This window comes from Cellulophaga sp. BC115SP (assembly GCF_009905545.1).
GTDB lineage: Bacteria > Bacteroidota > Bacteroidia > Cytophagales > Spirosomataceae > Flectobacillus > Flectobacillus rivi.
Genome location: NZ_JAAALB010000032.1, coordinates 1 through 26,256, shown reverse-complemented (window position 1 = coordinate 26,256; position 26,256 = coordinate 1). Strand labels below are relative to the sequence as shown.

Sequence of the window (26,256 nt, the reverse complement as noted above, 5' to 3'; positions counted from 1 at the left end):
ACTATTCTAATGATAGATTTTAATACGCCAACATTACTTTGGGGCTTGTTTGGTCTAGCGATACCGATTCTGATTCACTTTTGGCATCAGAAACAAGGTAAACGACTAGACTGGGCCGCTACTCAGTGGTTAAGCGAAAAAAACTTACAACAAGCTAGAGGCATACGATTAGATAATATTGGGCTATTAGTATTGCGTTTGGCAATTGTACTATTGCTGTGTTTGGCTTTAGCCAAGCCACTTTGGAATACCTTACAAACGTCTTCATCTTTCTCTAAAATCCATCTGATAGAGTCGAATACATTGGTTACCAATAACTTTCGATTTGAAATAGAGGAGGCTCTCAAAAAAGGCGAACCGTGTTTTTGGATAGAAAATTCTCCAATTGAACTGAAAGATTTGTCCGAACAGCCTAAAGAAGCTACTAAGGCAAGTGTATTACAGAATGCGCTTATAGAGTTAGGAAAAAAGTATCCAAAACAATCAGTGGAATTGTATGTGGTGAACCAACAGTCATTGACAAATTTGCCTGTAATTTATCACCCAACACCACTGAATTTACACGCTATTTCTGATAGTACTAGGCAACATCAAGTAAAGGTTTGGCAAGTAGATGGACAGAAAAACGTAGGTATAAATCCCGAAGGACAATTAGGAATAGTTACTGCTAATAATCCAGAAATAGTACAAAAAGGCGCTTTGAAAGTTTGGATTTCAACTTCTGAATCAGCTCAGAAAACGTTGAAAGCTAGTTTGAAAGCAATTGAAGAAGTGTATCAACTTCCTATTCAACTTTTGAATAAAGACCAAAAGGAACAAGCACAATTAGTTTGTACTAGTCAACTTCCTCAAGTGTTAAATCCTGAAGTACTCTATTTGGTTCCAGAAAGTGATAAGTATTCGCAAAAGTCCTTGGCTTCGAATGTCATAGAGTGGTCAAACTCAATGAATCCCCAAACCGATGATGCGGTCTTTGAAGGAAAATTTCCTGCATGGTTATTAGAGAAAATTCTAAACTTTCAAGGAATCAAAGCTGAGAATAACACCATTTCAAATCGCCAGTTGAAAGCCTTATTTAAGGAACAAAAATTAGTCAAACCGCTCGAAACAGAGTGGTTTACCGCAGTATTAATCACTCTCTTGGTTTTATTGCTTAGTCTTGAGCGTTGGCTCGCAATTCACCGAAACGCATGAATCCTTTCTCACAAATCATATCAAAAGTTAAATGGCAATTGCATACCGAAGATTTGCTCAGAGGGCTATCTGTTTTCGGCGTAATTGCGATTTGGCTTCATTACTATTTCCCCGTTGCAATCTGGACATGGGCTTTGGCTTTTGTGGCTGCTTTGGCTTGGTCTTTTTGGAAAGGTTTCTTTTCCACAAAACACCAACAAGCCATTCGCTTAGTGCATCAAAAAATCGATAATACTGAATATAGCCTAGATTTATTGGAGAAAAACGAGCTTAATATTGCTGAGCAACTCCAGCTTAATCGCTTATTCGAAAAAGGAAATCTGCAAACACCTTGGGTTTTTACACATCATTTATGGTATTATCTGGGAGCGGTCTGTACATCAATTTTATTGACTGTTTTGTTTGACCAATCTTTTGTTCAAAAACTATCCGAAAAGTCTTTGACAGAAATTGTTTCAGGAAAAAAGGATACGCCAGCAGTACCACCCAAATTCGAGAAAGCTGTTTTAACGGTCGTTCCACCGGCTTACACAGGTTTGCAGACCGTTCAATCCGAGCAACTGAATGCCTCAGCAATTGTAGGCTCAAATTTGACTTGGCATTTGACATTTTCACATCAAGACCAACTCAAAGTTAAGCTTAGTAATGCCAGAGGCGTTGAACTTCCTTTTACACAGAAAGAAGATAAATATCTTTACCAAGATCAATTGTTGAGCTCAGGATTATATGCCATAAAAGCCTATTGGAAAGATTCATTGATTTATGCTTCAGACTATTATCGCTTGGAGGCCTTACCAGACGCAGCCCCTAAAATTGAGCCAAGTAGCAAAGAATTATATAGTTTTCATTATCTCAAAGACCCTAAAACAGTACAGTTAAATGCCAAAGTTTCGGATGATTTTATGGTAAATGAGGTCTATATGATTGCGACTTTGGCAAGAGGTAGCGGTGAAAATGTAAAGTTTCGTGAAGTAAAAATGCCTATCACACAAAAGGCATTCAAATCAGCACAATTGAGTAAATCTATTGACTTAAAGGTGCTCAATTTTACGCCAGGAGATGAATTGTACTATTATTGGGCTGCAATCGATAATCGTAAACCTAGGCCAAATTTCACAAAATCAGATACCTATTTTATTGTTTATAAAGATACGACTAAGGCGGAAGAATCAGATTTGGCAACAATGGCTATGAATATCATGCCCGAATATTTTAGAAGTCAAAGACAGATTATTATTGATACTGAAAAATTGATTGCCAAACGTAAAAAAATCGGAGATAGGGAGTTTAAAAGTGCCTCAAACGAGATTGGGTTTGACCAAAAAACGCTGCGTTTGAGATACGGACAATATTTGGGTGAAGAGTTCGAAAATTCGATAGGAGGAGGCAATCCCCTGCCAGACAATGCTGACAAAGATGGCGATATTCTAAAAGGTTTTCGTCATGCACACGATGAAGGTGAGCATGATCATGACCAAGCCGAAAAACATGAAGAAGAACATCATCATCACGAACAGTCCAATGATGATAATAAAGATCCATTGGCAAGTATGCTGGCGGATTATGTACACTCGCATGACGATGGAGAAGCGAATACCTTTTACGAACAATCGACTAGAAGTTTGTTGAAGTCTTCATTAGAACAAATGTGGCAATCCGAACTGCATTTGCGTATGTATGAACCAGAAAAGGCATTGCCGTACGAGAAAAAAGCTTTGGAGTTTTTGAAAGCAGCACAACACAAAGCCAGAACTTTTGCCAAGAAAACCAGCTTTGACCCGCCTCCAATCAAGGAAAAAGAAAAGAGACTATCAGGCGAGTTGACCAAGTTTAATGCCAAGTTTAGTTATGCAAAAAACCTTTCTCAAGCACAATTAACCACCTTAGCTGCTGAGATAATGGGCTATTTGCAAGAAGAAAAATCGCTAAATGGTTTGCAAAAACAAAAGGTACTTATGCTAAGCATGGCTTTGAGTCAGAAGGTATTGAATACAGGCATGAACCAATGGAGTATTTTGTCGGATTTACAAAAACTGGCAAGTGGTAAGGTTTTAGATTCAGCTCAGGCTAAGCGCTTGAATACTCGCATTTTTGCCTTACTCAATACTGATTTACCCAAACCGTCTTCAGCAACGCCACAAGGAAATGTTTCGGAAAAAAGATTGGAAAAATCCTTTTTCAAAAATTGGGCAAACAATTAGGTAGAGATGTTGCAGGCAACGTTTTCAGGTAGATAAACCAAAAATCAAAGATTGTACATCCCAATAATAATTTATTGGAAAATCAATCTCCTGAGAGAACTTTGCCCGCAATGGCTCTATAGAAAAATATTGAAAACCAGATGATATTACAGATCAACTTTCAATTCCAACTCAACACTGCATCCAATATAATCTTATTGGTAGCTGTGTTGATTATGGGAATAGTACAATTTTTAGCCCTTTGGAGAAACCGCTCAAAAGGAAGATGGGGGTTAAAGGTCTTACTGAATTTTTTACTTTGGATAAGCGTATTGGGCTGGATATTACAACCCACCATTACCCGTTCATCAGATTCAAATCAGATATTACTTTACCAGCAGAATATACCACATACAAACCTTCAACATTGGCAAGATAGTCTTCATATAGCTGAGAGTTTTACAGAAAAAGAATTATTACAATCCATTAACGAGCATCCAGCTTGGATCTCGAAAATAGGTACAGTTTATTTGGCTGGGACGCATTTTGAGCCAACCTTATTGAATCAACTGCTCGATAAAGAATGGAAATGGCTACCTACTTGGGAAAATAATCAAGTTGAGTCTATTCGATGGGAAGGTGTTTTGTACCGAGGAGATTTGCAACGTGTAAGCGGGAAGATATTGAGTGAGAAAACACAAGTGTTGAGCCTGAAAATTGGAGAACAAGTATTGGATAGTATTTCCCTTAAAAAAGGCTTAGTAGATTTTAATCTTAAATTTCCTGCCTTTATCAAAGGAAAAGCGAAATGTGAGTTATGGCTTGGTGAAAAGCTTTTACAGCCTATACATTTTGCAGTAATGGAAAAACCGAGTAAAAGTGTATTGGTATTACAAAGTAACCCCGATTTTGAAAGTAAAACTTTGGCCGACTGGATGGGCAAACGTGGATACAAAGTAGAAACTTGGACCAAAGTAGCTAAGAATACCCAAAGTCAATTTCAAATTAATACCAAACAATCCATCAAATCTTATGACTTGATTGTGACTGACCCTAGCTTAGCAGGCGATGCAAGAGTCAAGAAGGTATTGGGAGAGAATAAAGGCGTTCTTATTATCAATTTAACCAATCCCGAAACGGAAACTCGTATTATCAATCAGGCGTTGGGAACACAATGGCGATTGACAAAAAGTTCGACACAAGAAGCTATCCAATTATCCAATGATTTGACAGCCTTACCTTATCAAATACAACCAAATACTTGGCAAAAAAGCTTGAAGGAATATCCCATTGCAGTACAACGCCAGAAGGGGAGAGTAGGGCTGTGTTTGCTCAACGAAACCTATCCTTTAATGCTCAGTGGTGATAGTGTTACCTACAACAAAATTTGGGCTTCAACCTTGGAGGCTGTTCTGCCTTCCGAACCAGTTTCTATACAAGTTAACGCACCTGTTTTTGTTAATATTCCTAAACAAATCAGGCTGAATACGCTCAAGAAAAATGTAAATTGGCAAGTAGGAGAGGATACCCTTAAGCCGTCGGTATCGTCATTGAGTTCTCAGAATGAGTATCAAAACTACCGATTTACAAAGGCTGGTTGGCAGCCACTTTTTGATAGTTTATCGGTATATGTCGAGGACTCAACGCAGGATTTAGCGTACTTACAACGGCTAAAAATGTATGTTGGAAATAATTTTTCAGAAAAAAAACAAAAAAATATAGATTTTTCAATTGCCCGACAATCGAGCCTTTCTCCTTGGGTTTGGTGGGTGCTTATCCTATTCATTCTTACGGCTTTATGGGTAGAACCAAAATGGTAAAAAAGCCCTTGAAATAGATAAAAATGCTATTTTTTCATCACAGGAAAGAAAATAATTATTGATTTTTCTTTTCACAAGATTTGGAGGATAAAGAAAAACTCTCTACCTTTGCATCACGAAACGAAAGAACAACGATTCGCATTCAAGTTTACTTGAATACCAAATGCCCAGATGGCGGAATTGGTAGACGCGTTGGTCTCAAACACCAATGCCTTCATTGGCATGCCGGTTCGACTCCGGCTCTGGGTACTAAGAGGAACAAAGAAATTTGTTCCTCTTTTTTTATATCTATTCGATACTTAGAAGTTTGCTAAGAGTGTATTCCTCATGTTTCCTATTTCTTTTCTCTTTTTGGATTTCCCACAATTTATTTTTAGCCTCAATCCTCAGCCAATATTCAGGATTTGTTTGGGTCAATTCGCTGATTTTTATAATAAAACTACTATTCAGTTTTCTCTCGCCATTTATATACTTACAAAAATTACTTTCTTGCATCTGAAATAATTTTGCGACTTTACTTTGTGAGACATCAAATGCTTTGATATAGAGTTTGACGAAGTAGGCAATTGACTTAATTTCATCTGAAGGGTTTGATTCAAGATAGTCTTCGATTTGATATTGAATAGCAAGCATTTTATTTCTAATCAATCTCTCAGGAGTTTGAAGGTCTGATTGATTTTCGATAAAATTGACTAAAAAATCTGCCTTGTCCTTACTCCAAATATCGGAAGGATGTATTTCATTATGTTTTGTCATGATTTTCGTGTTAAATATTTTTGAATCAATTTCTCTCCATTTTCAGGATCAATGTACATGGTAGAACGACCTGGAATTTCTTTGGCTCCATATTTTTGCTTGTACAACGATTTCAACTTTAACTCTTCCTCGGTGCTATCTTCTAGGACATCAAAGGTAAGCCATCCCTTGAATCTATCGTCCTCATGCAAAAAACTTAACCTACAGGCATGCGCAATTAAACAGCCTGCAACATCATCATAGACTTGGCTTTCAGAACTACTTCTATTATGTGGCGCAATTTCGATATAGGCCATGTAAGGAATACTTTCATCATAAATTAAACATCCTTGTATAATGGCTGGTTCTTCATCTGTAACTAATGAATATGTCTGCCTCGTTTTCATGCGAGCATGTTTTCGGAAGTTAAACCTCCATCCATCAGTGATGCTGGGAAGAATATGAAAGTTAGTTACTTTTATGATTGACGCATTTATATATTTGTTATCTAATAGGCGTTTGATTAGAACTTTTTTAGGCTTCATAGGCTCGATTATTTTATATAAAATTATACAAAATGTATAAGAAAGTCAAGGCGGTGATAGGAATATGTTTTACAAAAACTTAACTAGTTTAATAGCTATAAAACAGACAGAAGATACTTAATATTTAACCTCTATTGCTAGAAAAATTGAATTAGGAGATAGCCATCTTAAATCTCCAATAACCGCCCCTGCAAACCGCCAGTATGCACAGCCACCACTTGACTTTCTTTCTTGAAATATCCTTTTTCTGCTAAATCGATGATTCCGTACAGCATTTTGCCTGTGTAGACTTGTTCGAGTTGGAGGTTTGGATTGTAGCTTTCAAGTTGTCGGATAAAGTCTAGTAGCGCAGGAGTATATTTTGCGTATCCACCAAAATGATAGGCGTCGAGTAGGGCAAAGCGTATAAAATCAATGGTAGAGTTTTCGGAAAGGAGGTCTTGAATATCATTCAAAAGTCCTGAGGTTGCTCCTTTAAGTGCCGTTATTCCGATAACTTGGGTCGGTGCTTTACTCGCTGCAAGTATGCCTGCAATGGTACCACCTGTACCAACTGCCGAAACAATATAATCGGGTTGAGTTTGTTGATAAATTTCTTGTGCTAACTCTGCTAGTCCTTTTAAGGCTAAATGATTACTACCACCTTCTGGTAAATAATAGGCTTTTTCTAAAGTGATATCTTCTTGTTTTAATTGTCTTAAAATCTCCTCTTTGTCTCGATATGCTGTTCGGCTGGCAAACTTAAACTGCATTCCATTTTCGGCTGCATATTTCAACGTGGGACTCGACTGTGGATTTAGTTCATCGCCGCGAATAATTCCTAAAGTTTCAAAACCAAAAACTTTTCCTGCGGAGGCAGTGGCATAAATATGATTTGAATAAGCTCCTCCAAAAGTAATGAGTTGCCTAAAGCCTTGCTGATGCGCTTCGATCAAATTATACTTCATTTTGCGCCATTTATTTCCCGAAATACTCGGATGAATTAAGTCGTCACGTTTTAAAATCAGTTGAATATCTACTTTTTCTAAAGTAGGATGAAAAATTGTTTGTATGGGAGATATAGGAAGGTCAAATGATGGGAAAATTAGCATAATAAGGCATTTGAAGCGTCTGAAATGAATGAGTCTCTAATTCTTACAAAATTAACTTAAATAGGCTTGTAGTCCTTTTTTACGTAGTCATGAATTTTAAAACAAATCTTGTATCCTCATTTATTTCAGCTTTTCTTAACTAAAATTAATAATTTTGTATCTGAAAACACGAAATTATGCAAGAACTGGAAGAAGACGAAGAAGAATTATACGAACATCATCGAATCGTAGTAGAAAAAGGTCAAGAATTAGTACGTCTTGATAAATATTTGATGATGCGCATGCAAAATGCAACTCGAAACAAGATTCAAAACGGTATAGATTTAGGTCTCGTAAAAGTCAACGATATTGTAACCAAAGCAAGTTATAAAGTTAAACCTTTTGATGTTGTCACGGTATCGCTGCCGCACCCTCCACGCGAAGGTGGTATCGAGCCTGAAAATATTCCTTTGGATATTGTTTATGAAGACGATGATTTGTTGGTGGTAAACAAACCAGCTGGTATGGTAGTTCACCCTGCTTTTGGGCATTGGGAGGGCACCCTTGTAAATGCCTTGGTATATCATTTTCAAAACTTGCCAACTCATCGTAACGGGGAGGCTCGCCCAGGATTGGTGCACCGTATCGACAAAGAAACCTCTGGGCTTTTGGTAATTGCTAAAAACGACTATGCCATGACACACTTGGCTAAGCAGTTTTTTGACCATAGCATCGAGCGTACGTATTATGCCTTGGTTTGGGGCGAACTTAAAAATGAAGAAGGTACTGTTACAGGACATATTGGTCGTAGCATAAAAGACCGTAAAATCCGTGCAGTATTCCCTGATGGTTCGGTTGGAAAACATGCTGTGACACACTATAAAGTGTTGAAAAATTTGCGTTATGTCTCCTTGGTAAAGTGTAACTTAGAAACGGGGCGTACTCACCAAATTCGTGTGCATTTTAAGCATATTGGTCATCCACTTTTCAATGATAGTACATACGGCGGTGATAGAATTTTGAGAGGTACTTTGTTCTCCAAATATGAACAATACGTAGGCAATTGTTTTAAAATTTGTCCTCGTCATGCCCTGCATGCCAAGTCATTAGGTTTTATTCATCCTACAACGGGTGAGTTTATGCAGTTTGATACTGATTTACCTGAAGACATGCAGAATTTGCTTGAAAAATGGGAAAAATACGTGAACAACGAATAGAATTTTTTTATTATTTTGTCATAAAAATGGTTTGAATAACTCATGATTTAAGCAAACATTGTATTGATTCATGAATTATCGCTAAAATACTATTGATTATTTTCTGAAAAGTTTTTCCAATTTTTTAGTTAATGTGTAAATAGATTCTCATTCATATTTACACGATTTTTTGAGTTCTTAACAATTTGTTCTTGTAAAGCCATGAATACCTTTGTTACCGAAACAGAAGATTTAGTCGATTATTTAGCAGGCATCGAACGAGCTAAAAGACCTAAAAAGGCCAAGTCCTTAAAAAACTACATTTCCACTTTTTTTGTGGGATCGCATCCTCCTCAAAGCCCGCACAACCTCTTGCGAGAATTAGAGCAAAAAGGTTGGATTTTTATCGGGTTGAATGGAGATATTATTTACAATTTTTAGCAACAAAGCAATTTGTCTGAAAATGTAAGCTAAGTCAGTTGTTGAGCAAAAGCCTCGCAACTGACTTTTTTATTATATTTGAAAAATCATCACTGAAATAAATAGACTATCAACAAATCTTAAATAGTCTTTTTTTATTTCCTAAAACCATTCCTCAATGTCTGTTATTATAAGAAAATTTACTCCTGAAGATCTCCCAGTGATGTTTGATTTGATTATGGAGTTGGCAGTATATGAAAAAGCTCCTGAACAAGTGACCAATACTGTTGAACAAATGTATATCGATGGGTTTGGTGAAAATCCTGTTTTTGGTGCTATTCTAGCTGAAGTTGATGGCGAAGTGGTCGGAATGTCGCTGTATTACTATCGTTATTCTACTTGGAAAGGCAAACGTTTATATTTAGAGGATTTAGTAGTTCGTGAAAAAATGCGTGGAAAAGGGGTAGGCGAAAAACTCTTGGAAGGAACTTTCGATATTGCTAAAGCAAACAACTGTACAGGTTTGATGTGGCAAGTGTTAGATTGGAATGAACCTGCTATTAATTTTTACAAAAAATTTGGAGCACGTTTCGATGCTGGTTGGATTAATGTACATATTGACTATTAGGGGATAGGGGAGAGGGTTTAGGCAAGAGTTTCATAACAATTTCGGATTTGGGATGTGGGATTTCGGAATTTTACAGACTGGCAATAACTCCAAAATCCAACATCCCAAATCCGAAATCTGAAATCTGAAATTGTATTTGCCCAAAGCCTAACCCAAATCCTTCAAACACAAACTCATGACTTTTCGGAATAGACTCCAATATTTTTTGGTAAAACGATTACAAATTTCAAATAAAAAAGCCCTTGAATTGATTACGCTTGGTGAATGTCGGGTTGCTGGAAAACAGGTGTTTGAAAATGTAGAAATACAAGCGTTTCAAGAAATTGTTTGGAAGGAGGAAATACTGCGAGAAGAAAAAAAGTTGCACTATATCGCCTTTTACAAACCAGTCGGAATAGAAACAACCCTCAATCAAACTATCCCTGATAATTTACAGGCTATTTTGCCTTTTGAAGAAAAACTTTTTCCTGTAGGTCGCCTCGATAAAGCATCGGAAGGACTTTTATTGCTTACCAATGATGGAAGACTTTTTGATAAAACTCTTCGAAAGGAACATCAGACTGAAAAGGAATATATCGTGACGGTCGACAAACCTATTACAGAATCTTTTATTCTTCAAATGTCAAGTGGTATTACGATTATGGGGCAAACTACATTACCTTGTTCCGTAGAAGCCCTTGATGAGCATACTTTTAGCATTATTCTAGTACAAGGACTCAATAGACAAATCCGTCGTATGTGCTATAAACTAGATTATGAAGTTTTGTCTCTCAAAAGAATAAGAATTGACCAAATACATTTGGGCGATTTACAGCCCAATGAATACCGAGAAGTTGGAGAGTTGATAGGTGAATTATAAATGATTTTTCCAATAGACTAATAAATCATCGGATATTAATGAGCTAGTCTCCAAATCTGAAATCAAAAATCCCAAATCCCCAATCGAAAGATGTCTGTGCATTACAATGTGTCAATAGATACTGGAGGAACATTTACTGATTGCATCGCAACTGATTCCGAAGGAAAAATATACCGAAAAAAGATTTTATCTAATGGTACTTTGCGTGGGCAAGCCTTAGCATTAGTGTCCGAGAATAGCCTCAAAATTAAAGAGTCATGGTTTTTGTCAAAAGATATTTTGGCAGGATACCAATTATACAGCCTCGACCAATCATTTGAGTCGAAGGTTGTATCTTATGATTTTAAGGAAAAAATATTGACGCTTGAGCTACCAATCCCGACTGATTTGATTGGAAAAAACTTTGCGCTCACTGCTTTTGAAGAAGCGCCAGTATTAGGTGCAAGACTCATTACTGAAACAGCGTTAAACGAGGCTTTTCCTTCCATCGAATTGCGTGTTGGCTCTACCAAAGGAACTAATGCTTTGTTGGAATTGAAGGGTGCCCAAACAGCTTTTTTAGTCAGTAAAGGATTCAAGGATTTATTGGTAATAGGCAACCAAGCCCGTCCTGATATTTTTGCCATGAAAATCGAACGTCCTGAACCTTTGTATGCATTAGTAGAGGAGGTTTCGGAAGTAATAGACGCTAATGGTGAAGTTTTGCAAACTTTAGATATTACGCAAATAGACGAGCTAATTCAAAAACTTAAGGTTGCTGAAATAGTGTCAATAGCGATTTGTTTAAAAAACTCTTACAGAAATTCCACTCATGAAATCGCCCTCAAAGAGGCCTTGAGTCCGTATTTTGAGTTTGTCCATATCTCCACAGAATTAAGTTCACAAATCAAGTTTCAACAACGTGCCGAAACTACGGTGGTGAATGCCTATTTGGCACCCGTGATTCATCGTTATTTGAGCAACATTGCTTCCAAAGTTGGCGAAGGCAATATGAAGGTAATGACCAGTGCTGGTAGTTTGGTAAGATATGACGCTTTTCACCCTAAGGATAGCCTATTTTCAGGTCCAGCAGGTGGTGTGGTTGGTGCATCTAAAGTGGCTCAGAAAGCTGGTATCCAGCAATTTATCGCCTTTGATATGGGCGGCACAAGCACCGATGTGGCTCGTTATGACCATGAACTTGAATATCAGTTTGTCCAAAAAATTGGTAATACCCAAATTTTTAGCCCAGCCTTGGCGATTGAGACCGTGGCCGCAGGCGGAGGTTCAATATGCACGTACGATGGCTACAAATTGAGTGTTGGTCCCGAAAGCGCAGGCTCATGGCCAGGTCCTGCCTGTTATGGTGCTGGCGGTCCTTTGGCAATTACCGATGTCAATCTGTTATTGGGACGTTTGGACAGTACACAATTTGGTATACCTGTATTTATGGATGGGGCGAAAAAGCGATTGGAAGAAATTTTATCTAGCATCGAAAAAAATACAGGAGCCCGTCCGCAAGCTGAGGAGATATTGGAGGGTTTTAGAGCCATTGCCAATGAGAAAATGGCAGAAACCGTCCGTAAAATATCCATAGCCAAAGGGTATGCCACTACTGATTATGCCCTTGTGGCTTTTGGTGGGGCTGGAGGTTTACATGTTTGTGGCATAGCTGAATTACTGGGTATTTCAAAAATATTATTACCGCTAGATGCTGGTTTATTATCAGCTTACGGTATATCTCAGGCACAAGTAGAGCGTTTTGCAGAGGCATCGGTTTTGGAGGTTTATGATGAAAATCTTGATAAAGAGTTATATAAAAAATATCAAGATTTGGCAATAAAAGCCATGATCGAACTGAAGAAAGATGGTATAGAACCTCATCAAAGCTATATTAAACATCGATATATTTATTTACGCCTGAAAGGGCAAGATGCAAGTTTGGAAATAGAGTGGGAGGGTTTCGAGAAAAGCATACAAACATTTGAAGAAAAGTATCGCCAAATTTATGGTCACTGGACCGAAAATCGTGCCATTGAGGTAGAGAATATCCGTTTGATTGCAGCTCAAAAGCAGAATATTTTTGAAGAAAAAAGTCAAGTAGTTTTGACGAAAAAGCAAGCGATTCCTTCACATACGATAAAAGCTTGGGTGGAAGGACAGTGGCAAGAAGTTCCTGTTTTTCTACGTGAGCAATTAGAAGAAGGTTCAATAATTACAGGTTTTGCCTTATTACTCGATCGTTTTAGTACAACCGTTATTGAAAAAGGTTGGGAATTGCAATTATCCACTAATGGCTCAGCCATTCTGACCAAAGTAGATACCAATGTTCAAGAAAAAATAGCCTCTTCTGAACAGGATATTACCCAATTGGAGCTTTTCACGAATCGCTTTATGTCTATTGCAGACAATATGGGTGTTTTGTTACAAAGAACTTCACTTTCGGTCAATGTAAAAGAGCGTCTTGATTTTTCTTGTGCTTTACTCGACCACAATGCCGAACTAATTGCCAATGCACCGCATATCCCTGTACATTTGGGGAGTTTGGGTGTATGCGTGAGAAAGCTTTTGGCACAAGTTACCCTTGAAAAAGGAGATATTGTCATTACAAATCATCCTAAATTTGGAGGTTCTCATTTGCCCGATGTAACGCTTATAGCACCAGTTTATACCAAACAAGGTGATCAACTCATTGGATATGTGGTCAATCGCTGTCATCACTCAGAGATAGGAGGGATTCGCCCAGCTTCGATGCCACCCGATGCCAAAAATTTAGCAGAAGAAGGCGTCGTGATTACCCCTGTATTTTTATCAAAAAATGGAAAAATTGATTGGACAGAAATAACAGATTTACTCCAAAATGCACCTTATCCATCCAGAGCTGTTGCTGAAAACTTAGCAGATTTGAATGCTGCTTTGGCATCTATTAAAAATGGTGAGTTGGCACTTCAGCAGTTAGTACAGGAACATAGCTTGGAGCGTGTGCATTATTACATGAACTTGCTCAAATCTTATTCGGCCGATAAAATGCAGGAGCGTTTGAGTGAATTTCCTAATGGAGATTATCATGCTGTGGAGTTATTAGATGATGATACTCGATTAGAGGTAAATATGACATTGAAAAATGGTAGATGCGCTATTGATTTTACGGGAACATCTGGGGTTCATAAAGGTAATCTGAATGCTAATGAAGCAATTGTAAACTCTGTGGTAATTTATGTCCTGAGAGTACTGTTGCAAAGCAATATTCCTCTAAACGATGGATTGTTGAGGGTTGCCGAATTAGTAATTCCAAATAATACCTTACTGAGTCCAATATTTTCAGAAAATCCAGAGGAATGCCCTGCTGTGGTAGGTGGCAATGTCGAACTTAGCCAACGTTTAACGGATACCTTATTCAAAGCTTTTGGAATTATGGCTTGTTCACAGGGAACAATGAATAATACGCTTTTTGGTAACGACTCGTTTGGATATTACGAAACCATTTGTGGTGGAAGTGGAGCAGGAAATGGCTTTGACGGAACTTCGGGTGTACATACCCACATGACCAATACGCGTATTACTGACCCTGAAATTTTGGAAAAACGCTATCCTGTTCGTCTCGAATCTTTTGGAATCCGTGAAGGCTCAGGAGGACAAGGTAAATACCGTGGAGGAAATGGTATTACTCGAACATTCTTATTTTTAGAACCAGTAAAGCTTTCTATTTTGACTCAACATCGAAAATATGCTCCGTATGGTTTAAATGGTGGAGAAAATGGACAGTGCGGAGAACAATATATTTTGAAGGAATCTGGTGAAAAAATCTTATTGGCTGGAGTCGATGGCGCCGAATTAGAAATAGGAGATAGACTAATTATGAAGACGCCAGGTGGAGGGGGCTACGGGAGTTCAATAGGTTGATTGACCAATACCTAGTCCGAGACAAAGTCTCGAACTAGGTATTTTTTTTAAAACTATTTCTTACCAAGCCAAAACAGCGTATTGGTAATCAGCTGTCGATAGTTTTGATTGGCAAATTGATATGACAGAGTAGCATTAGTTCCTCCTTCGTAATCCATATCATTGTGTCCCATGTTTACGTATGCCATTTTATATTTTTTATTAGTCCACATCACGGGATAGTAGCCGCAATACCATATTTCATGATTCTTTGGACCTGTACCTAATGGGTAACTTTTTTCAGAAATAGCCAATAAAATCTCAATATCAGGATTTTGACGTAGGTCATGTTCCCAGCTATACCATTCATTTGGAGAAGTCGTGAATTCTTTCTCCAATTTCTTCAAACTTGGATGTCCTTTTTTCTCAATTTTCAAAATAGCAGAAGTTGGTCTCCACGTATTTCCTTCATACTGCCCAGACCCCAAAAATTGATTGTGATACCAATCCCAGTTTTGAGGATAGGTTGATTTGTCTAGGGAAAATGCAGCGAAATGAAATCCTAACCAAGCCCCACCATTTTTCATATAGTTTTCAAAAGCCTCTCTTTGTTCAGGCTTTTCGGGTCTGGTATCTAGAAACAATACAACATCCACTGATTTTAGCACTTCTGTATTCAAAGAATCCCAATTATTAGTAGCATGATAACTGAACTTTTTTTCCTTGGCTAGTTGCTCAAGCCACGTGTTGGCTTCTTTCACAAAACTAATGTGAGCTAAGTCATTTTTGCCTGTGTAAAAAGCCAAGACCTTAAACTTTTGAGCAATACTGATGTGAACACTAAGGATAGTGAAGAGTAGGGTTATTAAAAATTTCATAGTTTTAGATTAATCAATTGGGTTTGGCGAAATTATACGGATGTATAATAGTATTTATTGTTCTGTTGGATTAAGTAATTGATATACAGGTTTTTGATATGTGTGATTGTCTCTAACTTACAACGATTTACGTTTAATAAAACTACATTGATTGACAATTCGACCTCTTTGTTTGCTAAGAATCATTTCTGCTGCACGTTTTCCCATGGCTTGAAAGTCGTTGGAAATTACAGAAATCCCTTCTGCTAATATTTCCTTAATAGGAGTATCATCATAAGAGATGAGACCTATATCTTTTCCTAATTTCCATCCTTTTTTGTTCGACCAATTGATAAAACGTACCAAATCATTTTCTCTAAAAACGAGATATGCATGGTCTTTTTGCAAATGTTCTTCTTCTTCTAAGTCTGGAATAATCTCAAAAGGGATTTGATTTTCGAGGCAATATTTCTTGAATCCATTAATAATCCCGACAGGTGTGTATTGAAAACTTTTACTGCTTAATACCAAGGAAAGGGTTTGATATTTCTGAATCAAATTTTGGGCTTCCGAAAGACCTTGGTAAACATTATGCTCGAAATCTTGATAAAGTAGCGCAAAGTCTTCTCCAAAAGAAGGAACATCAATATCTAGTAGTAAAAGTTTTTCTTTTGGAATCTGTTTTAAAATTTCAGAAACATCCTGATTAAAGTGAGGCATCACCACATAAAAATTATAATGACCTAAGTTGTTGAGAATCAGGTTTTCAAATACCTTGATGTTATGATGGTGGAAAAAGATATTGACATTTACATCTTCTCCTAGCCCTTCAACAATAGCATCGTATAGGATTTCCTTATAGGGTGTGAGGGCGTCAAACAACACAAAAATGTTCATTTGACTACGAGTATCTGTACTATTTACATAGAAACCCTTTCCGTGATGTGATGTCACCAAGCCCCTCTCACGCAATTCGTCATAGGCCTTTGTCACAGTCATACGAGCCATGCCAAAGTTTTGAGCCACTTCATTGATTGAAGGAAGTTGTTGACCTCTGGCGAGTCTTCCGTTCTCAATCGAATCGATGATATATTCTATAAGTTGCTGGTATTTAGGTTTACTCGATTGTGAATCGATTAGAGCAAAATCTTTCATTAATGAGAATAGAATCGTTGGAGTACCTATTGGGGTTTGAGTCAATACTTTGAAAAGTGTGATTCAAGTGTCCAATAAACGTCATAGTGTTTGACAAATAAATGATCAAAAAGTTTATAAAGCTATATTAAATGACCTAACAGAGGAATCTCAAAATTGTTTTTGTCTTCTTATACAAACAAAAGCCATCTAAACTTTAAGAAGTCATTATATTGGCATTTTCGGCAATATAGTAGTTTAAAATAAATAAAAAATAATACGAACATCAAAAAAATAGAGGAATTCTACCCAATATGTACAAATTATTATTGAAATTATTTTGAATAGCAAAAAATGTCTTTATATTTGTCCTGAATTTTTAGCATAGCATAGTGTAGCATAGTTGGCTTGTCTAAACTACTAATTTTTTAGCCATAGCACAACTAGCTTTCAAAATATACATTCGATATATCAGATGCATTAGCACGAGATATTTGGTTAGTTTTTGTTTATAAAAATGGTTAATGGTGTACAATGTCTGACGGAGTCACACAGCGGTGTCTCCGCAGGCAATTGTCTTAATCATTTCAAAAAAGCTTTCTCCTACTTTTAATATATATTAGAGAATCCATTTGTAAATCAAATGGATTTTTTGTTGATAATTATTTCAGAAATTGTTATAATTTCACTTTTAATTGTATTTTTTAAAGTAAAATGCAATAGAGGCAAAAAAAAATATTTAAATTATTGTCAAATGATTAAACCATTTTTTTAATTTGCCATCAGAAGTCACAAAACAGTGATTCCAAAGAATTTCAAAGTAGATACATGAGGTTATATCTTAGAATATTTTTAATCTTCGTCCTTGCAAGTTTCAAGGTGGCTATTTCCATGGCCGCTGATCTGGGACAGGCGAATGAGAATATGAAAAGATTTGTTGTATCAGCTTCGAAAGACAAAAGTGCTCTTCAATATAGCGAAGAAAATCTCTCTGAAAGTGAAGAAAACGAAGAAGACGCCGCACATCCTTTTGCTTCTGCAGCCATTTTGTCTTTTTCGCCATTCTACGGTTTATTCACCAATTATTTGATTGCAGAACAAAATCGCAAGATCAATAATATATTCTTCCAAAAATACTCCTCAGATCGACAGCTCTTTATGCTGTTTAAAAACTTTAGAATTTAGGATTAAATGATTTGCAACATTTCTTGATAAAGAGATGTCAAAAGCTATTAGGGATATATCAATATTGATGCCCTGTAGATTGACACATTTTTACAAAGAAAGGTTTTGCAGAGATTTGTCATAAATCTTACCAAGTATTTTGTTTCGCCTACCGCAATCTATACTTTAGTAAAGTTGATATAGCCAATAATTATTTAATTTTAATTCATAACTTGTACTTACCCTTGTAAGTAAATCATACGCTTGTAACCAATAGTTTGGTATTGAAGTTTGTGATGAAGAAATTTAAGGAAACTACTCGTGAGAGGCAACGGTTTGGGAAAGGGAGTAGTAAAAAAATATACCTGTTAAGGTAAACAAAATGAATTTTGGCGTGTAGAAAGAGATAGAAGCGTTGTCCCATATTCATTTTTGGACTCGAAAGGGTCGAACACTTTCATTGAAAGTGCCTGGATTTAGAAAACTGATTATAGCAATAATTTAGTTTGTATGTGGTTTATTATATCTATTGGGTTGACGATATTCGTCAACCCAATGTTGTTTTTAGACCATTTCATTCGAATCAGCCACGAACTAAATGATAGAAAGTCTATGTTTTTTCTGTAGTTTTGGGTAATTATTATTAACCCTGATTTTGAATAATAGTCGGGTTGGCGCATACAGAGTTAAAACAGTAACCTTATGAAGTTATTATTGATAGAAGATGAAGCAAAAACCGTTCAGTCACTTAGCAAAGGATTGAAGGAGTCGGGTTTTGAGGTTGATTATTGTTATGATGGTTTGATAGGCAAACACCTAGCTAAAAAAAATACCTACGATGTTATTGTAACTGACATTATCATGCCAGGACTCAATGGTATCGAACTATGTAAAGAATTGAGGAAAGAAGGCTTGACTACGCCTATTTTGATGCTGACAGCCTTAGGCGATCTTCAAGATAAAGTGGTGGGATTTGATGCTGGAGCTGATGATTATTTGGTAAAACCATTTGAATTTGTAGAGCTTTTAGCTAGAATCAGAGCGTTGTCGCGTCGAAGCACAGGCGTGAGTATGCACAAAAACACCTTGACGTTTATGGATTTGGAAATGAACCTAGATTCAAAAGTTGTATTACGTTCGGGCGTAAAAATTCCTTTGACTGCCAAAGAATTTGAACTACTAGAAATGCTACTCCGTAACCAAGGAAAAGTACTCTCAAAAGTAGAAATTGCCGAAAAAGTTTGGGATGTGAGTTTTGATACCGGTACCAACGTTATTGAGGTGTATATCAATTTGTTAAGAAAAAAGGTAGATAAAGATTTTCCTCAAAAACTTATCCATAATGTCTATGGAATGGGTTATGTTTTGAAATCAGAATAAATGCTCAAACGCTATGCGTATTCGCTTTAAACTTACTTTACAATTTACTCTTTTGGTATCCCTAATCGTGCTCTTGTCATTTTTAGGGATTTATTATTTTACCCATACTTATATCGAGAATCGATTTTATTCACGATTGCAGTCAAAGGCTATTACCACCGCGGAACTCCTTGTAAAAGTCGACCAAATTGACTCAAAATTGTTGAAGGTCATAGAAAAAACGAATAAGGATGTTTTGTATAAAGAGAAAGTATCGATTTATAATTACAAAAACGAGGAAATTTATACAAACAATGATACTGTAAAAGTTGTGGTAACACGTAAGTTTCTCAACGATGTTCGTCTGGAAGGTACAGCAACAACAACCTATCAGGATATTCAGATTCTGGGGATTCCTTATTACGATAAATACAACCGTTTGTTGGTACTAGCGGGTGGGGTCGATCAGCAGGGGCTTGAAACCCTCCGAGATTTGCAACGTATCCTTATTTCTTTATATATCATTATCGTTTTTACCTCTGCGATATTTGGGTGGATTTTCGCGGGGAGGGCGTTATTGCCAATTGCCGAGGTAATAAATGAGATGAATGATATCTATCCTAACAACCTCAAAAAGCGCTTGAAAGTCCGAAATGTGAAAGATGAAATAGGACAGTTAACTTTCACATTTAATAACCTTTTGACTAGGGTAGAGGAGGCTTTTCAGCATCAGCAGGTATTTATTTCGAATGTGAGCCATGAGCTTAAAAATCCCTTAACCAAAATTATTTCACAGCTAACAGTATCATTGCTCAACCGACGGACTGAGGAAGAATACCAAGAAACGATGGAATCGGTTTTGCAGGATGTGAAGGACTTAAACCTTTTAACAAATACCCTACTCGAACTTACTAAACTAAGTGACGATAGTCTACCTAACAGATTTACGAGCATCAGAATTGACGATATTATTTGGGAAGCAAGGAGTTCATTGTTGAAAGTGCACAAAAATTATGGTATTTCTATTGAGTTTTCTGATAATATCGACTCTGATGAGCAATTGAGTATTTTGGGCAATGGTCAGCTTTTGAAAGTAGCTTTTATGAATCTTATTGAAAATGGCTGTAAGTTTTCTACTAACCAGACAATAAATGTTAATATAGGTTTTGATAAAGGATTATTTTTAGAGTTTATCAACAAAGGCGCTGTGATAGATACCAAAGACCAAAAGTTGATTTTCTTGCCATTTTTTCGTTCTAAAAAAACTGCGGATACCCGTGGTTATGGCATAGGCTTACCATTGGCCGAACGAATCATCAAACTTCATAAAGGAAATTTATTTATTAAGGAATCAACACTTGATAAAACGGTCTTTAAAGTACAATTCTTTGAAGAAAAAGTTATAGTTGTTAACTAGATTTTAATTTTATCTTCATTCCTTCTTAAAGATTTGTTACTTATTTTAAATCAAGAAAAGGCTAAAGCAGAATTAGAGATAGAAGTTTGATAGAGGCCTTTTCATGAAAAGAAGATTTTAGTACTATAATATAGGTGTTTAAGGTGCTTAGTTTCTGCAGTTGTATGGAGCTGCAGAAACTTTTTTTTGCTACTTTAATTCCTCCATCCTTCGATACATCATTTGCTTGTTATGAATTAATTTTTTAACTTAATGGTATGTGTATGCGAATGAAAATCAAGCAAGTACATGTAAGTGATGGCAAGCGACCTGCAAAATGGAAATTATTTTGTAAATCTCACAGTGAAGTTGGATAGTAGGAGTAGGTGAAATCGTTTTAGTCAAAGAAATTATGATTGTAATCAACCAAAAAAATACGAATGTGACCACAAAAAATGAGACTTTATCCAAACTCTATTGGGTAATAGGTCTTGTGACTATCTGTTGTTTGGGGTCAATAGCAGCAAATTGGTATCAGTGGAGAGAACGTATTGTCGTGATTGAAAATCTGAGAGAAGCACTCATTCGACAAGACTCCACTTTAGCCAGCAAATTAGAGTCCGACAAAGAAATAGAAAGACTAAAGAAAAAGTTGATACGCCATTCCAAATCATCTCGCAGAGTTGTTCCTCCACAAAACGGAAACGTTATTCTTAGCCAATCTGACATTAGATAGAGATTAGAATTTCTTTAATTATTACTAAAAAAGGTTATTTTTCATGGATTATTTTTATTTTTTATAAAAATAGTTATGGAAAGCTATTTTCGTTTAGCAAAAAAACTCTAATCGTATTCTAATCTGAGTTAAAAAATCTATAAGTTTGGTGTAGAATTATAACGAGCATTTTCTGCTCGGATTCTATAATAAACCAACATCAAACAATATGTATAACTCAGTTCAACATTACAAAGACGCTTTATTTAAAAGCGACTGGAAATCTGGTTTGTCAGTATTTCTGGTAGCATTGCCTTTATGTTTAGGCATTGCTCTCGCCTCTGGCGCTCCTCTCTTTTCGGGTATTTTGGCAGGTATTGTAGCAGGTACTTTTGTCGCTTTACTCTCAGGCTCCGAAATTTCAGTCAGTGGACCAGCGGCTGGTCTTACCGTAATTGTAGCAACGGCAATTCATGATTTAGGTTCATTTCAAGGATTCTTAGTGGCAGTTGTGCTAGCAGGTGTCATTCAATTGGCACTTGGACTTATCAAAGCGGGGAAGTTTAGTGCTTATTTTCCCGAAAGTGTGATTCGTGGTATGTTAGTCGCTATTGGTATTGTTATTATTTTAAAGCAAATCCCTCATGCGCTTGGCGATGACCAAGATTATGAAGGTGAATTTGAATTTGAGCAAGTAGCTGACCATCAGAATACTATCACAGAATTGATTCGTTCGGTAGTGGATTTTAACTATGGTGCTGTCACGATTGCTATCGTTTGTTTGGCAGTGATATTGCTTTGGGAACGAGCTGCCAAGAAGTACAAAGGTATTTTTGCCATGATTCCTGCTGCTTTGGTGACTGTATTGGTAGGTACACTTATGAATGAAGCATATCGTATATATCAGCCGTTTTATTACTTAGGAAATTCTCCGATTCACATGGTAAATATCCCCAAAATGAGTGGAGTGAGTGATTTTGTGTCTGCATTTTCTTTTCCTGATTTCTCAGCGCTGATGACCACCAAGGTTTATATCGTTGCCTTTACTTTAGCAATTGTTGCCAGTCTTGAAACATTACTGAATTTGGAAGCATCCGATGCCATCGACCCTCTAAAAAGACAATCATCTCCTGACAAAGAATTAGTTGCCCAAGGAATTGGTAACGTAATTTCAGGTTTGATTGGTGGATTACCAATTACGTCCGTTGTTGTAAGAACTTCTGCTAACGTATATTCGGGTGGACGTACACGTATGTCCTCTGTAGTACATGGAATGTTGTTGTTGGGCTCTGTGCTTTTAATTCCTAATTTATTAAACAAAATTCCTTTATCGTCGCTCGCTGCTGTACTCTTGACAGTTGGATACAAACTGGCGCACCCCAAAGTATTTGTCAAAGTATTCAAAGAAGGGTATGACCAATGGATTCCGTTTTTGGTAACTATCTTGGTGATTGTGTTCAAAGATTTGTTATTTGGTATTTTTATAGGAACAGGAGTGGGGTTAATTTTTGTCTTATCAACTAACTTTCATTCTGCGGTTTCGTTTGTGAGAGAAGGAAAGAATGTGCTGATTCAATTTAATAAAGATGTATCGTTTTTGAATAAGCCTAAAATCAAACAGATATTACTTAGTCTTGAAGATGGAGATGTGGTTTATATTGATGCCACTAAAGCTCAGTTTATAGATCATGACATTTATAATCTATTATATGAATTCAAAGCATCTGCATATCGTAGAAATATAGAGGTAGATTTCAAAAAAGTGTCAAGAAAAATACAAGGAGACATAAATCAATACTTACCTGAGTCGATTTCCGCGCATTAATTCGTAACTTTGAGCATTCAATAAAAACTCAAAGTTCATCAGCAATAAAGAAATGAAATTTTACGATTGATTTCTACCGTTTCATTTCTCAAGTTATAATCAATGTTCGAATATACTCTGACAGTAAACCTATAGCTTTGACAAAGTATCGGAGTATTTACAAGTTACAAACAAGTTTCGATGAAAGATTACAAAAAACTATTGCTCAACAATAAAGCTTGGGCAGCTGACCGCTTGTCGATGGACGAGACCTACTTTGAAAGATTGGCAAAAGACCAAAAGCCAGAGTTTCTTTGGATTGGTTGTGCCGATAGCCGTGTACCTGCGGAAGAAATCACTAATACCCAGCCAGGCGATGTGTTTGTTCATAGAAATGTAGCAAACATGGTCGTACATACAGATATGAACCTCTTGTCTGTACTTCAGTATGGTGTTGAGGTTTTGAAAGTAAAACATATTATTGTCTGTGGTCACTATAATTGTGGGGGCGTAAAAGCAGCAATGGGTAATGATGATTTTGGTTTGATTAACAAGTGGTTGCGCAATATCAAAGAAGTATATTCTAAGCACGAGGTAGAATTGGGAGGTATCGAAGATGAAAAACAGAAATTTAATCGTTTGGTAGAACTCAATGTACACGAGCAAGTTAAGAACTTAGCTAAAACAACAATTATTCAACATGCTTGGCAAAATGGTGAGTATCCTCACTTGCACGGATGGGTATTTGATTTGCATACAGGATTAATCAAAGAAGTATTAAATATTGATTCTCCTGAGCAGATAGATCCAATCTTCCGTTATAATCTTTAATTTTAGCTGAGTATTAAAAAAAGCCGATAGCAGGGATATTCTCCTACTATCGGCTTTTTTGTTGGGTTGGTTAGCTATTTCATAAAGCATTGGCTAATTCTACAACCTAAACCACTTTTACACTTTCAATTTCCTCTATCATCGAAAGCAACTCCACCTTTTCGGTATATACTGCATTAAAAGCAAAAGGCTTCTTGTTTAATACATATTGATAAATAAAAAAGTCTGTTTCAGGTGTTGGAAACGAATCTATGTTTGTAAAATCGTGCCACTCTAAAATACCTTCATTACAGATTGGCGGTTCGAAATAGTCCACTTCGGCTTCATAAATAAAGCTCATCCAATTATATTTGGAGGGAGAGGTTTCGACTAGAGTACCACAAAAACGCATAGTTTCTAATGATAAACCAGCCTCTTCGCTTACCTCTCTTATGGCTGCATCCTTTGGATTTTCGTAAGGGTCAACTTTTCCCCCTACAGGTACATAAAGCCCTTTAAGTGGTTCATTGAATCGTTTTAATAATAAAAAATTAGTCTGATTTCGGAGAATACAAATCACCGCTACTCTTTTTAGTCCTTCCATCTTGTATAATATTTTCTCCTAATTTTTGATCCGAGTACTTAGGATTGTTCCTAAGCCACCTAAAATAACTAATGAAAATAAAGCAATTTTCAAAGATGTAAACTCGGCGATGTAGCCAATCATTACTGGACCAATCATAAAGCCAGATATACCCACAGTCGAAATAGCAGCTAAGGCAACTCCTGCCGACATAGTTTTAGAATGCCCTGCTTCGCTATAAATAAGAGGTACTACTGTAGATAGCCCAAGTCCTGTAATTGAAAAACCAAGAATAACAGTCCAAGAAATAGGTAATGCCAGCGCCAAAATCATCCCAATGGTTACAAGCGAACAATTGAGAATAAGGGTCTTTTTGAGTCCTAATTTAGCCACCGTTTTGTCACCTATTATTCTACCTATTACCATCGTAATCGAAAATGCTGTGAAAGCTGAAGTGGCATATTTGGATGCATTCCCCAATATTTGTTTGAAGTATAATACGCTCCAGTCGGCCATTGCGCCTTCGCAAAGCATGCCGCAGAAACAAATAACTCCTAATAGCATAAGTGATTTGTCGGGTAATGCAAATAAAGGTTGTGCTTCTGAAGATTTGAAGTCTTGTGCTATTAAATACTGATAAACAAACAAGGCTACAATAATATCCAAAATACCAACTGTACTCAAGTGCCATACCGTAGAAATCCCTTGAGAAGCTAGAATGCCACCCAATGCCGCTCCAATCATAAAACCAATACTAAAAATGGCATGAAAGGACGACATAATGGATTTACTCATGGTTTTTTCAACATTTACAGCCTGCACATTCATCGAAATATTGAGAAGGTCACCTCCGAAGCCAAATATGAAAAGTGCTATGGCTAGTTGCCAACCTTGGCTAGCGATTCCCAAAAAAGGCATGGATAGCAAATAAATAATAGCAGCAATCAACGTAACTTTTCGGCTACCTATGTAGTTGATAATCACACCAGCCAATGGCAAAGCTGATAAGCTCCCAATGGGCATAGCAAACAAAACGGTGCCTAATGCGGCGTCGCCTAGGCCTAATTTCTCCTTTACATCTGGTATGCGTGAAGCCCAACTTGAAAAACTGAGTCCAGAAATAAAGAATAGTGCGTTGGTTGCCAAACGAGCGGCTTTAGCATGATTAGAAGTTAGTGATAGTTCCATAAATTTTAGTATGAGTGGAAAGAATGTACAAATCTACTAAACTTCGGTGGGAAGTAGGAGAGAGCCAATTTCTTTCCAAGAATAAACACGCTGATAACCTTCGATATGGTAATTGTGAGGTGCATCGTACAATAAGCCTGTTCCTTCAAATTTTACTAAGTTTTTTTCATGGTCATCTATCAAATAATCAGCTTTAATCATGTATTTGTGTCCACAAAAAACCGTATGTTTCCAACCAATGTACGGGAAAAACTCCTCAAGCCATTCTAGTTTTTCGCTCAATGAATTGGGAAATTCCGTAGCCGCCGAAACAATGAATATTTCATAATGGTCTTGCAATTTTTTTACAGTTTCAATCGCATCATCAAAAACAGGAAGATTACGGAAAAATCCTTTTTCATGCAAAAAATCACGAATCGGGAAATATTGCTCATAAAATTCTTTTGCCTTTTCAGGATTACTAATGTCTTCTCTGGTAAAATTTGTTCCAAGACGGAGGTTGGTTTCGGTGAGAATACCTGATGTCGTGTCAGCCAAAACATCATCCATGTCGATTGCAATACGTTTCATAAAATAAAGGGAGATAAAGTAAACAATTATTATTTATTGGGATTGGTAATTCTGAGTGCTGAATTATGAGTTGTGAATTATGAGTTGTCCTTTGTCCTTGCCTAAAATAGGTTGCCCTCAAAAATCAACTAATGATGGCAACTTCAAAATCTAAAACTGGAAAAAGTA

General features: G+C 36.7%; 22 protein-coding genes and 1 tRNA gene. 15 read left to right on the top strand and 8 right to left on the bottom strand.

Going from position 1 to position 26,256, the window contains the following annotated elements; translation table 11 throughout:
• Window positions 1-9: 9 nt before the first annotated feature.
• From GVN22_RS19330 to GVN22_RS19315, 4 genes are all read left to right on the top strand, one after another.
• Complete coding sequence (locus tag GVN22_RS19330) at window positions 10-1,194, top strand: BatA domain-containing protein (RefSeq protein WP_166552655.1); 1,185 nt, start codon at window positions 10-12, stop codon at window positions 1,192-1,194.
• Complete coding sequence (locus GVN22_RS19325) at window positions 1,191-3,395, top strand: hypothetical protein (RefSeq protein WP_166552654.1); 2,205 nt, start codon at window positions 1,191-1,193, stop codon at window positions 3,393-3,395. Before GVN22_RS19330 ends, GVN22_RS19325 begins: the two co-directional genes overlap by 4 nt.
• A gap of 140 nt (window positions 3,396-3,535) precedes the next feature.
• The gene (locus tag GVN22_RS19320) at window positions 3,536-5,194 is read left to right on the top strand and encodes a hypothetical protein (protein WP_166552653.1); all 1,659 of its coding nucleotides are present in this window, start codon (window positions 3,536-3,538) and stop codon (window positions 5,192-5,194) included.
• Between the two features lie 165 nt (window positions 5,195-5,359).
• Window positions 5,360-5,443: transfer RNA gene (locus GVN22_RS19315), tRNA-Leu, on the top strand.
• Between the two features lie 39 nt (window positions 5,444-5,482).
• Here the strand turns inward: GVN22_RS19315 and GVN22_RS19310 are convergent.
• From GVN22_RS19310 to GVN22_RS19300, 3 genes are all read right to left on the bottom strand, one after another.
• A complete protein-coding gene (locus GVN22_RS19310; RefSeq protein ID WP_166552652.1) occupies window positions 5,483-5,950 on the bottom strand; it encodes a transcriptional regulator in 468 nt (155 codons plus the stop codon).
• On the bottom strand, window positions 5,947-6,336 hold the full coding sequence (locus GVN22_RS19305) for a hypothetical protein (RefSeq protein WP_240915710.1): 390 nt from the start codon (window positions 6,334-6,336) through the stop codon (window positions 5,947-5,949). Before GVN22_RS19305 ends, GVN22_RS19310 begins: the two co-directional genes overlap by 4 nt.
• Before the next feature lie 305 nt (window positions 6,337-6,641).
• A complete protein-coding gene (locus GVN22_RS19300; RefSeq protein ID WP_166552650.1) occupies window positions 6,642-7,565 on the bottom strand; it encodes a 1-aminocyclopropane-1-carboxylate deaminase/D-cysteine desulfhydrase in 924 nt (307 codons plus the stop codon).
• 176 nt (window positions 7,566-7,741) lie between these two features.
• On the opposite strand from GVN22_RS19300, the gene GVN22_RS19295 reads away from it, so the two are divergent.
• From GVN22_RS19295 to GVN22_RS19275, 5 genes are all read left to right on the top strand, one after another.
• Window positions 7,742-8,761: an RluA family pseudouridine synthase gene (locus GVN22_RS19295; RefSeq protein ID WP_166552649.1), complete on the top strand. Its 1,020-nt coding sequence runs from the start codon at window positions 7,742-7,744 to the stop codon at window positions 8,759-8,761.
• A 201-nt stretch (window positions 8,762-8,962) separates the two neighbouring features.
• Window positions 8,963-9,181 (top strand): hypothetical protein, encoded by a 219-nt coding sequence (locus GVN22_RS19290; protein WP_166552648.1) that lies wholly within the window; start codon window positions 8,963-8,965, stop codon window positions 9,179-9,181.
• A gap of 157 nt (window positions 9,182-9,338) precedes the next feature.
• Window positions 9,339-9,788 carry a GNAT family N-acetyltransferase gene (locus GVN22_RS19285; RefSeq protein ID WP_166552647.1) on the top strand — a complete coding sequence of 150 codons (450 nt, stop codon included), beginning with the start codon at window positions 9,339-9,341 and terminating at the stop codon, window positions 9,786-9,788.
• Window positions 9,789-9,963: 175 nt separating this feature from the next.
• Complete coding sequence (locus GVN22_RS19280; RefSeq protein ID WP_166552646.1) at window positions 9,964-10,647, top strand: pseudouridine synthase; 684 nt, start codon at window positions 9,964-9,966, stop codon at window positions 10,645-10,647.
• A gap of 90 nt (window positions 10,648-10,737) precedes the next feature.
• A complete protein-coding gene (locus tag GVN22_RS19275; protein ID WP_166552645.1) occupies window positions 10,738-14,529 on the top strand; it encodes a hydantoinase B/oxoprolinase family protein in 3,792 nt (1,263 codons plus the stop codon).
• A gap of 53 nt (window positions 14,530-14,582) precedes the next feature.
• Here the strand turns inward: GVN22_RS19275 and GVN22_RS19270 are convergent, their stop codons facing one another.
• Together GVN22_RS19270 and GVN22_RS19265 are read right to left on the bottom strand one after the other, a co-directional pair.
• On the bottom strand, window positions 14,583-15,386 hold the full coding sequence (locus GVN22_RS19270) for a ThuA domain-containing protein (RefSeq protein ID WP_166552644.1): 804 nt from the start codon (window positions 15,384-15,386) through the stop codon (window positions 14,583-14,585).
• A 117-nt stretch (window positions 15,387-15,503) separates the two neighbouring features.
• On the bottom strand, window positions 15,504-16,565 hold the full coding sequence (locus tag GVN22_RS19265; protein ID WP_166552643.1) for a GntR family transcriptional regulator: 1,062 nt from the start codon (window positions 16,563-16,565) through the stop codon (window positions 15,504-15,506).
• 858 nt (window positions 16,566-17,423) lie between these two features.
• Between GVN22_RS19265 and GVN22_RS19260 the strand changes: the two genes are divergently transcribed.
• The 6 genes from GVN22_RS19260 to can all read left to right on the top strand — a co-directional run bounded on the left by GVN22_RS19260 (window position 17,424) and on the right by can (window position 23,768).
• Window positions 17,424-17,684, top strand: a complete 261-nt coding sequence (locus tag GVN22_RS19260) for a hypothetical protein (protein ID WP_166552642.1) — start codon at window positions 17,424-17,426, stop codon at window positions 17,682-17,684.
• 681 nt (window positions 17,685-18,365) lie between these two features.
• A complete protein-coding gene (locus tag GVN22_RS19255; protein ID WP_166552641.1) occupies window positions 18,366-19,043 on the top strand; it encodes a response regulator transcription factor in 678 nt (225 codons plus the stop codon).
• A 13-nt stretch (window positions 19,044-19,056) separates the two neighbouring features.
• Window positions 19,057-20,439 (top strand): HAMP domain-containing sensor histidine kinase, encoded by a 1,383-nt coding sequence (locus GVN22_RS19250; RefSeq protein WP_166552640.1) that lies wholly within the window; start codon window positions 19,057-19,059, stop codon window positions 20,437-20,439.
• Between the two features lie 421 nt (window positions 20,440-20,860).
• On the top strand, window positions 20,861-21,154 hold the full coding sequence (locus GVN22_RS19245) for a hypothetical protein (protein ID WP_166552639.1): 294 nt from the start codon (window positions 20,861-20,863) through the stop codon (window positions 21,152-21,154).
• A gap of 208 nt (window positions 21,155-21,362) precedes the next feature.
• Window positions 21,363-22,958: a SulP family inorganic anion transporter gene (locus tag GVN22_RS19240; protein WP_166552638.1), complete on the top strand. Its 1,596-nt coding sequence runs from the start codon at window positions 21,363-21,365 to the stop codon at window positions 22,956-22,958.
• A 180-nt stretch (window positions 22,959-23,138) separates the two neighbouring features.
• Window positions 23,139-23,768, top strand: coding sequence for a carbonate dehydratase (gene can, locus GVN22_RS19235; RefSeq protein ID WP_166552637.1), 630 nt, complete (start codon window positions 23,139-23,141; stop codon window positions 23,766-23,768).
• A gap of 106 nt (window positions 23,769-23,874) precedes the next feature.
• On the opposite strand, the gene GVN22_RS19230 is transcribed toward can, so the two are convergent.
• Genes GVN22_RS19230 through GVN22_RS19220 form a run of 3 tightly spaced genes read right to left on the bottom strand, consistent with a single transcriptional unit; the run spans window position 23,875 to window position 26,088 of the window.
• On the bottom strand, window positions 23,875-24,351 hold the full coding sequence (locus GVN22_RS19230) for an NUDIX domain-containing protein (RefSeq protein WP_166552636.1): 477 nt from the start codon (window positions 24,349-24,351) through the stop codon (window positions 23,875-23,877).
• A gap of 18 nt (window positions 24,352-24,369) precedes the next feature.
• Window positions 24,370-25,518 (bottom strand): MFS transporter, encoded by a 1,149-nt coding sequence (locus tag GVN22_RS19225; protein WP_166552635.1) that lies wholly within the window; start codon window positions 25,516-25,518, stop codon window positions 24,370-24,372.
• Window positions 25,519-25,554: 36 nt separating this feature from the next.
• Entirely contained in the window at window positions 25,555-26,088 is a 534-nt protein-coding gene (locus GVN22_RS19220; RefSeq protein ID WP_166552634.1) for a 5'-3'-deoxyribonucleotidase, read from the bottom strand.
• Window positions 26,089-26,256: the final 168 nt, after the last annotated feature.

What these genes read in the sequence shown, in the direction of transcription:
- GVN22_RS19330 (WP_166552655.1), top strand. Translation starts at nt 10, where the DNA reads ATGATAGATTTTAATACGCCAACATTACTTTGGGGCTTGTTTGGTCTA.
- GVN22_RS19325 (WP_166552654.1), top strand. Translation starts at nt 1,191, where the DNA reads ATGAATCCTTTCTCACAAATCATATCAAAAGTTAAATGGCAATTGCAT.
- GVN22_RS19320 (WP_166552653.1), top strand. Translation starts at nt 3,536, where the DNA reads ATGATATTACAGATCAACTTTCAATTCCAACTCAACACTGCATCCAAT.
- GVN22_RS19310 (WP_166552652.1), bottom strand. Translation starts at nt 5,950, where the DNA reads ATGACAAAACATAATGAAATACATCCTTCCGATATTTGGAGTAAGGAC.
- GVN22_RS19305 (WP_240915710.1), bottom strand. Translation starts at nt 6,336, where the DNA reads ATGAAAACGAGGCAGACATATTCATTAGTTACAGATGAAGAACCAGCC.
- GVN22_RS19300 (WP_166552650.1), bottom strand. Translation starts at nt 7,565, where the DNA reads ATGCTAATTTTCCCATCATTTGACCTTCCTATATCTCCCATACAAACA.
- GVN22_RS19295 (WP_166552649.1), top strand. Translation starts at nt 7,742, where the DNA reads ATGCAAGAACTGGAAGAAGACGAAGAAGAATTATACGAACATCATCGA.
- GVN22_RS19290 (WP_166552648.1), top strand. Translation starts at nt 8,963, where the DNA reads ATGAATACCTTTGTTACCGAAACAGAAGATTTAGTCGATTATTTAGCA.
- GVN22_RS19285 (WP_166552647.1), top strand. Translation starts at nt 9,339, where the DNA reads ATGTCTGTTATTATAAGAAAATTTACTCCTGAAGATCTCCCAGTGATG.
- GVN22_RS19280 (WP_166552646.1), top strand. Translation starts at nt 9,964, where the DNA reads ATGACTTTTCGGAATAGACTCCAATATTTTTTGGTAAAACGATTACAA.
- GVN22_RS19275 (WP_166552645.1), top strand. Translation starts at nt 10,738, where the DNA reads ATGTCTGTGCATTACAATGTGTCAATAGATACTGGAGGAACATTTACT.
- GVN22_RS19270 (WP_166552644.1), bottom strand. Translation starts at nt 15,386, where the DNA reads ATGAAATTTTTAATAACCCTACTCTTCACTATCCTTAGTGTTCACATC.
- GVN22_RS19260 (WP_166552642.1), top strand. Translation starts at nt 17,424, where the DNA reads ATGAAAAGATTTGTTGTATCAGCTTCGAAAGACAAAAGTGCTCTTCAA.
- GVN22_RS19255 (WP_166552641.1), top strand. Translation starts at nt 18,366, where the DNA reads ATGAAGTTATTATTGATAGAAGATGAAGCAAAAACCGTTCAGTCACTT.
- GVN22_RS19250 (WP_166552640.1), top strand. Translation starts at nt 19,057, where the DNA reads ATGCGTATTCGCTTTAAACTTACTTTACAATTTACTCTTTTGGTATCC.
- GVN22_RS19240 (WP_166552638.1), top strand. Translation starts at nt 21,363, where the DNA reads ATGTATAACTCAGTTCAACATTACAAAGACGCTTTATTTAAAAGCGAC.
- can (WP_166552637.1), top strand. Translation starts at nt 23,139, where the DNA reads ATGAAAGATTACAAAAAACTATTGCTCAACAATAAAGCTTGGGCAGCT.
- GVN22_RS19230 (WP_166552636.1), bottom strand. Translation starts at nt 24,351, where the DNA reads ATGGAAGGACTAAAAAGAGTAGCGGTGATTTGTATTCTCCGAAATCAG.
- GVN22_RS19225 (WP_166552635.1), bottom strand. Translation starts at nt 25,518, where the DNA reads ATGGAACTATCACTAACTTCTAATCATGCTAAAGCCGCTCGTTTGGCA.
- GVN22_RS19220 (WP_166552634.1), bottom strand. Translation starts at nt 26,088, where the DNA reads ATGAAACGTATTGCAATCGACATGGATGATGTTTTGGCTGACACGACA.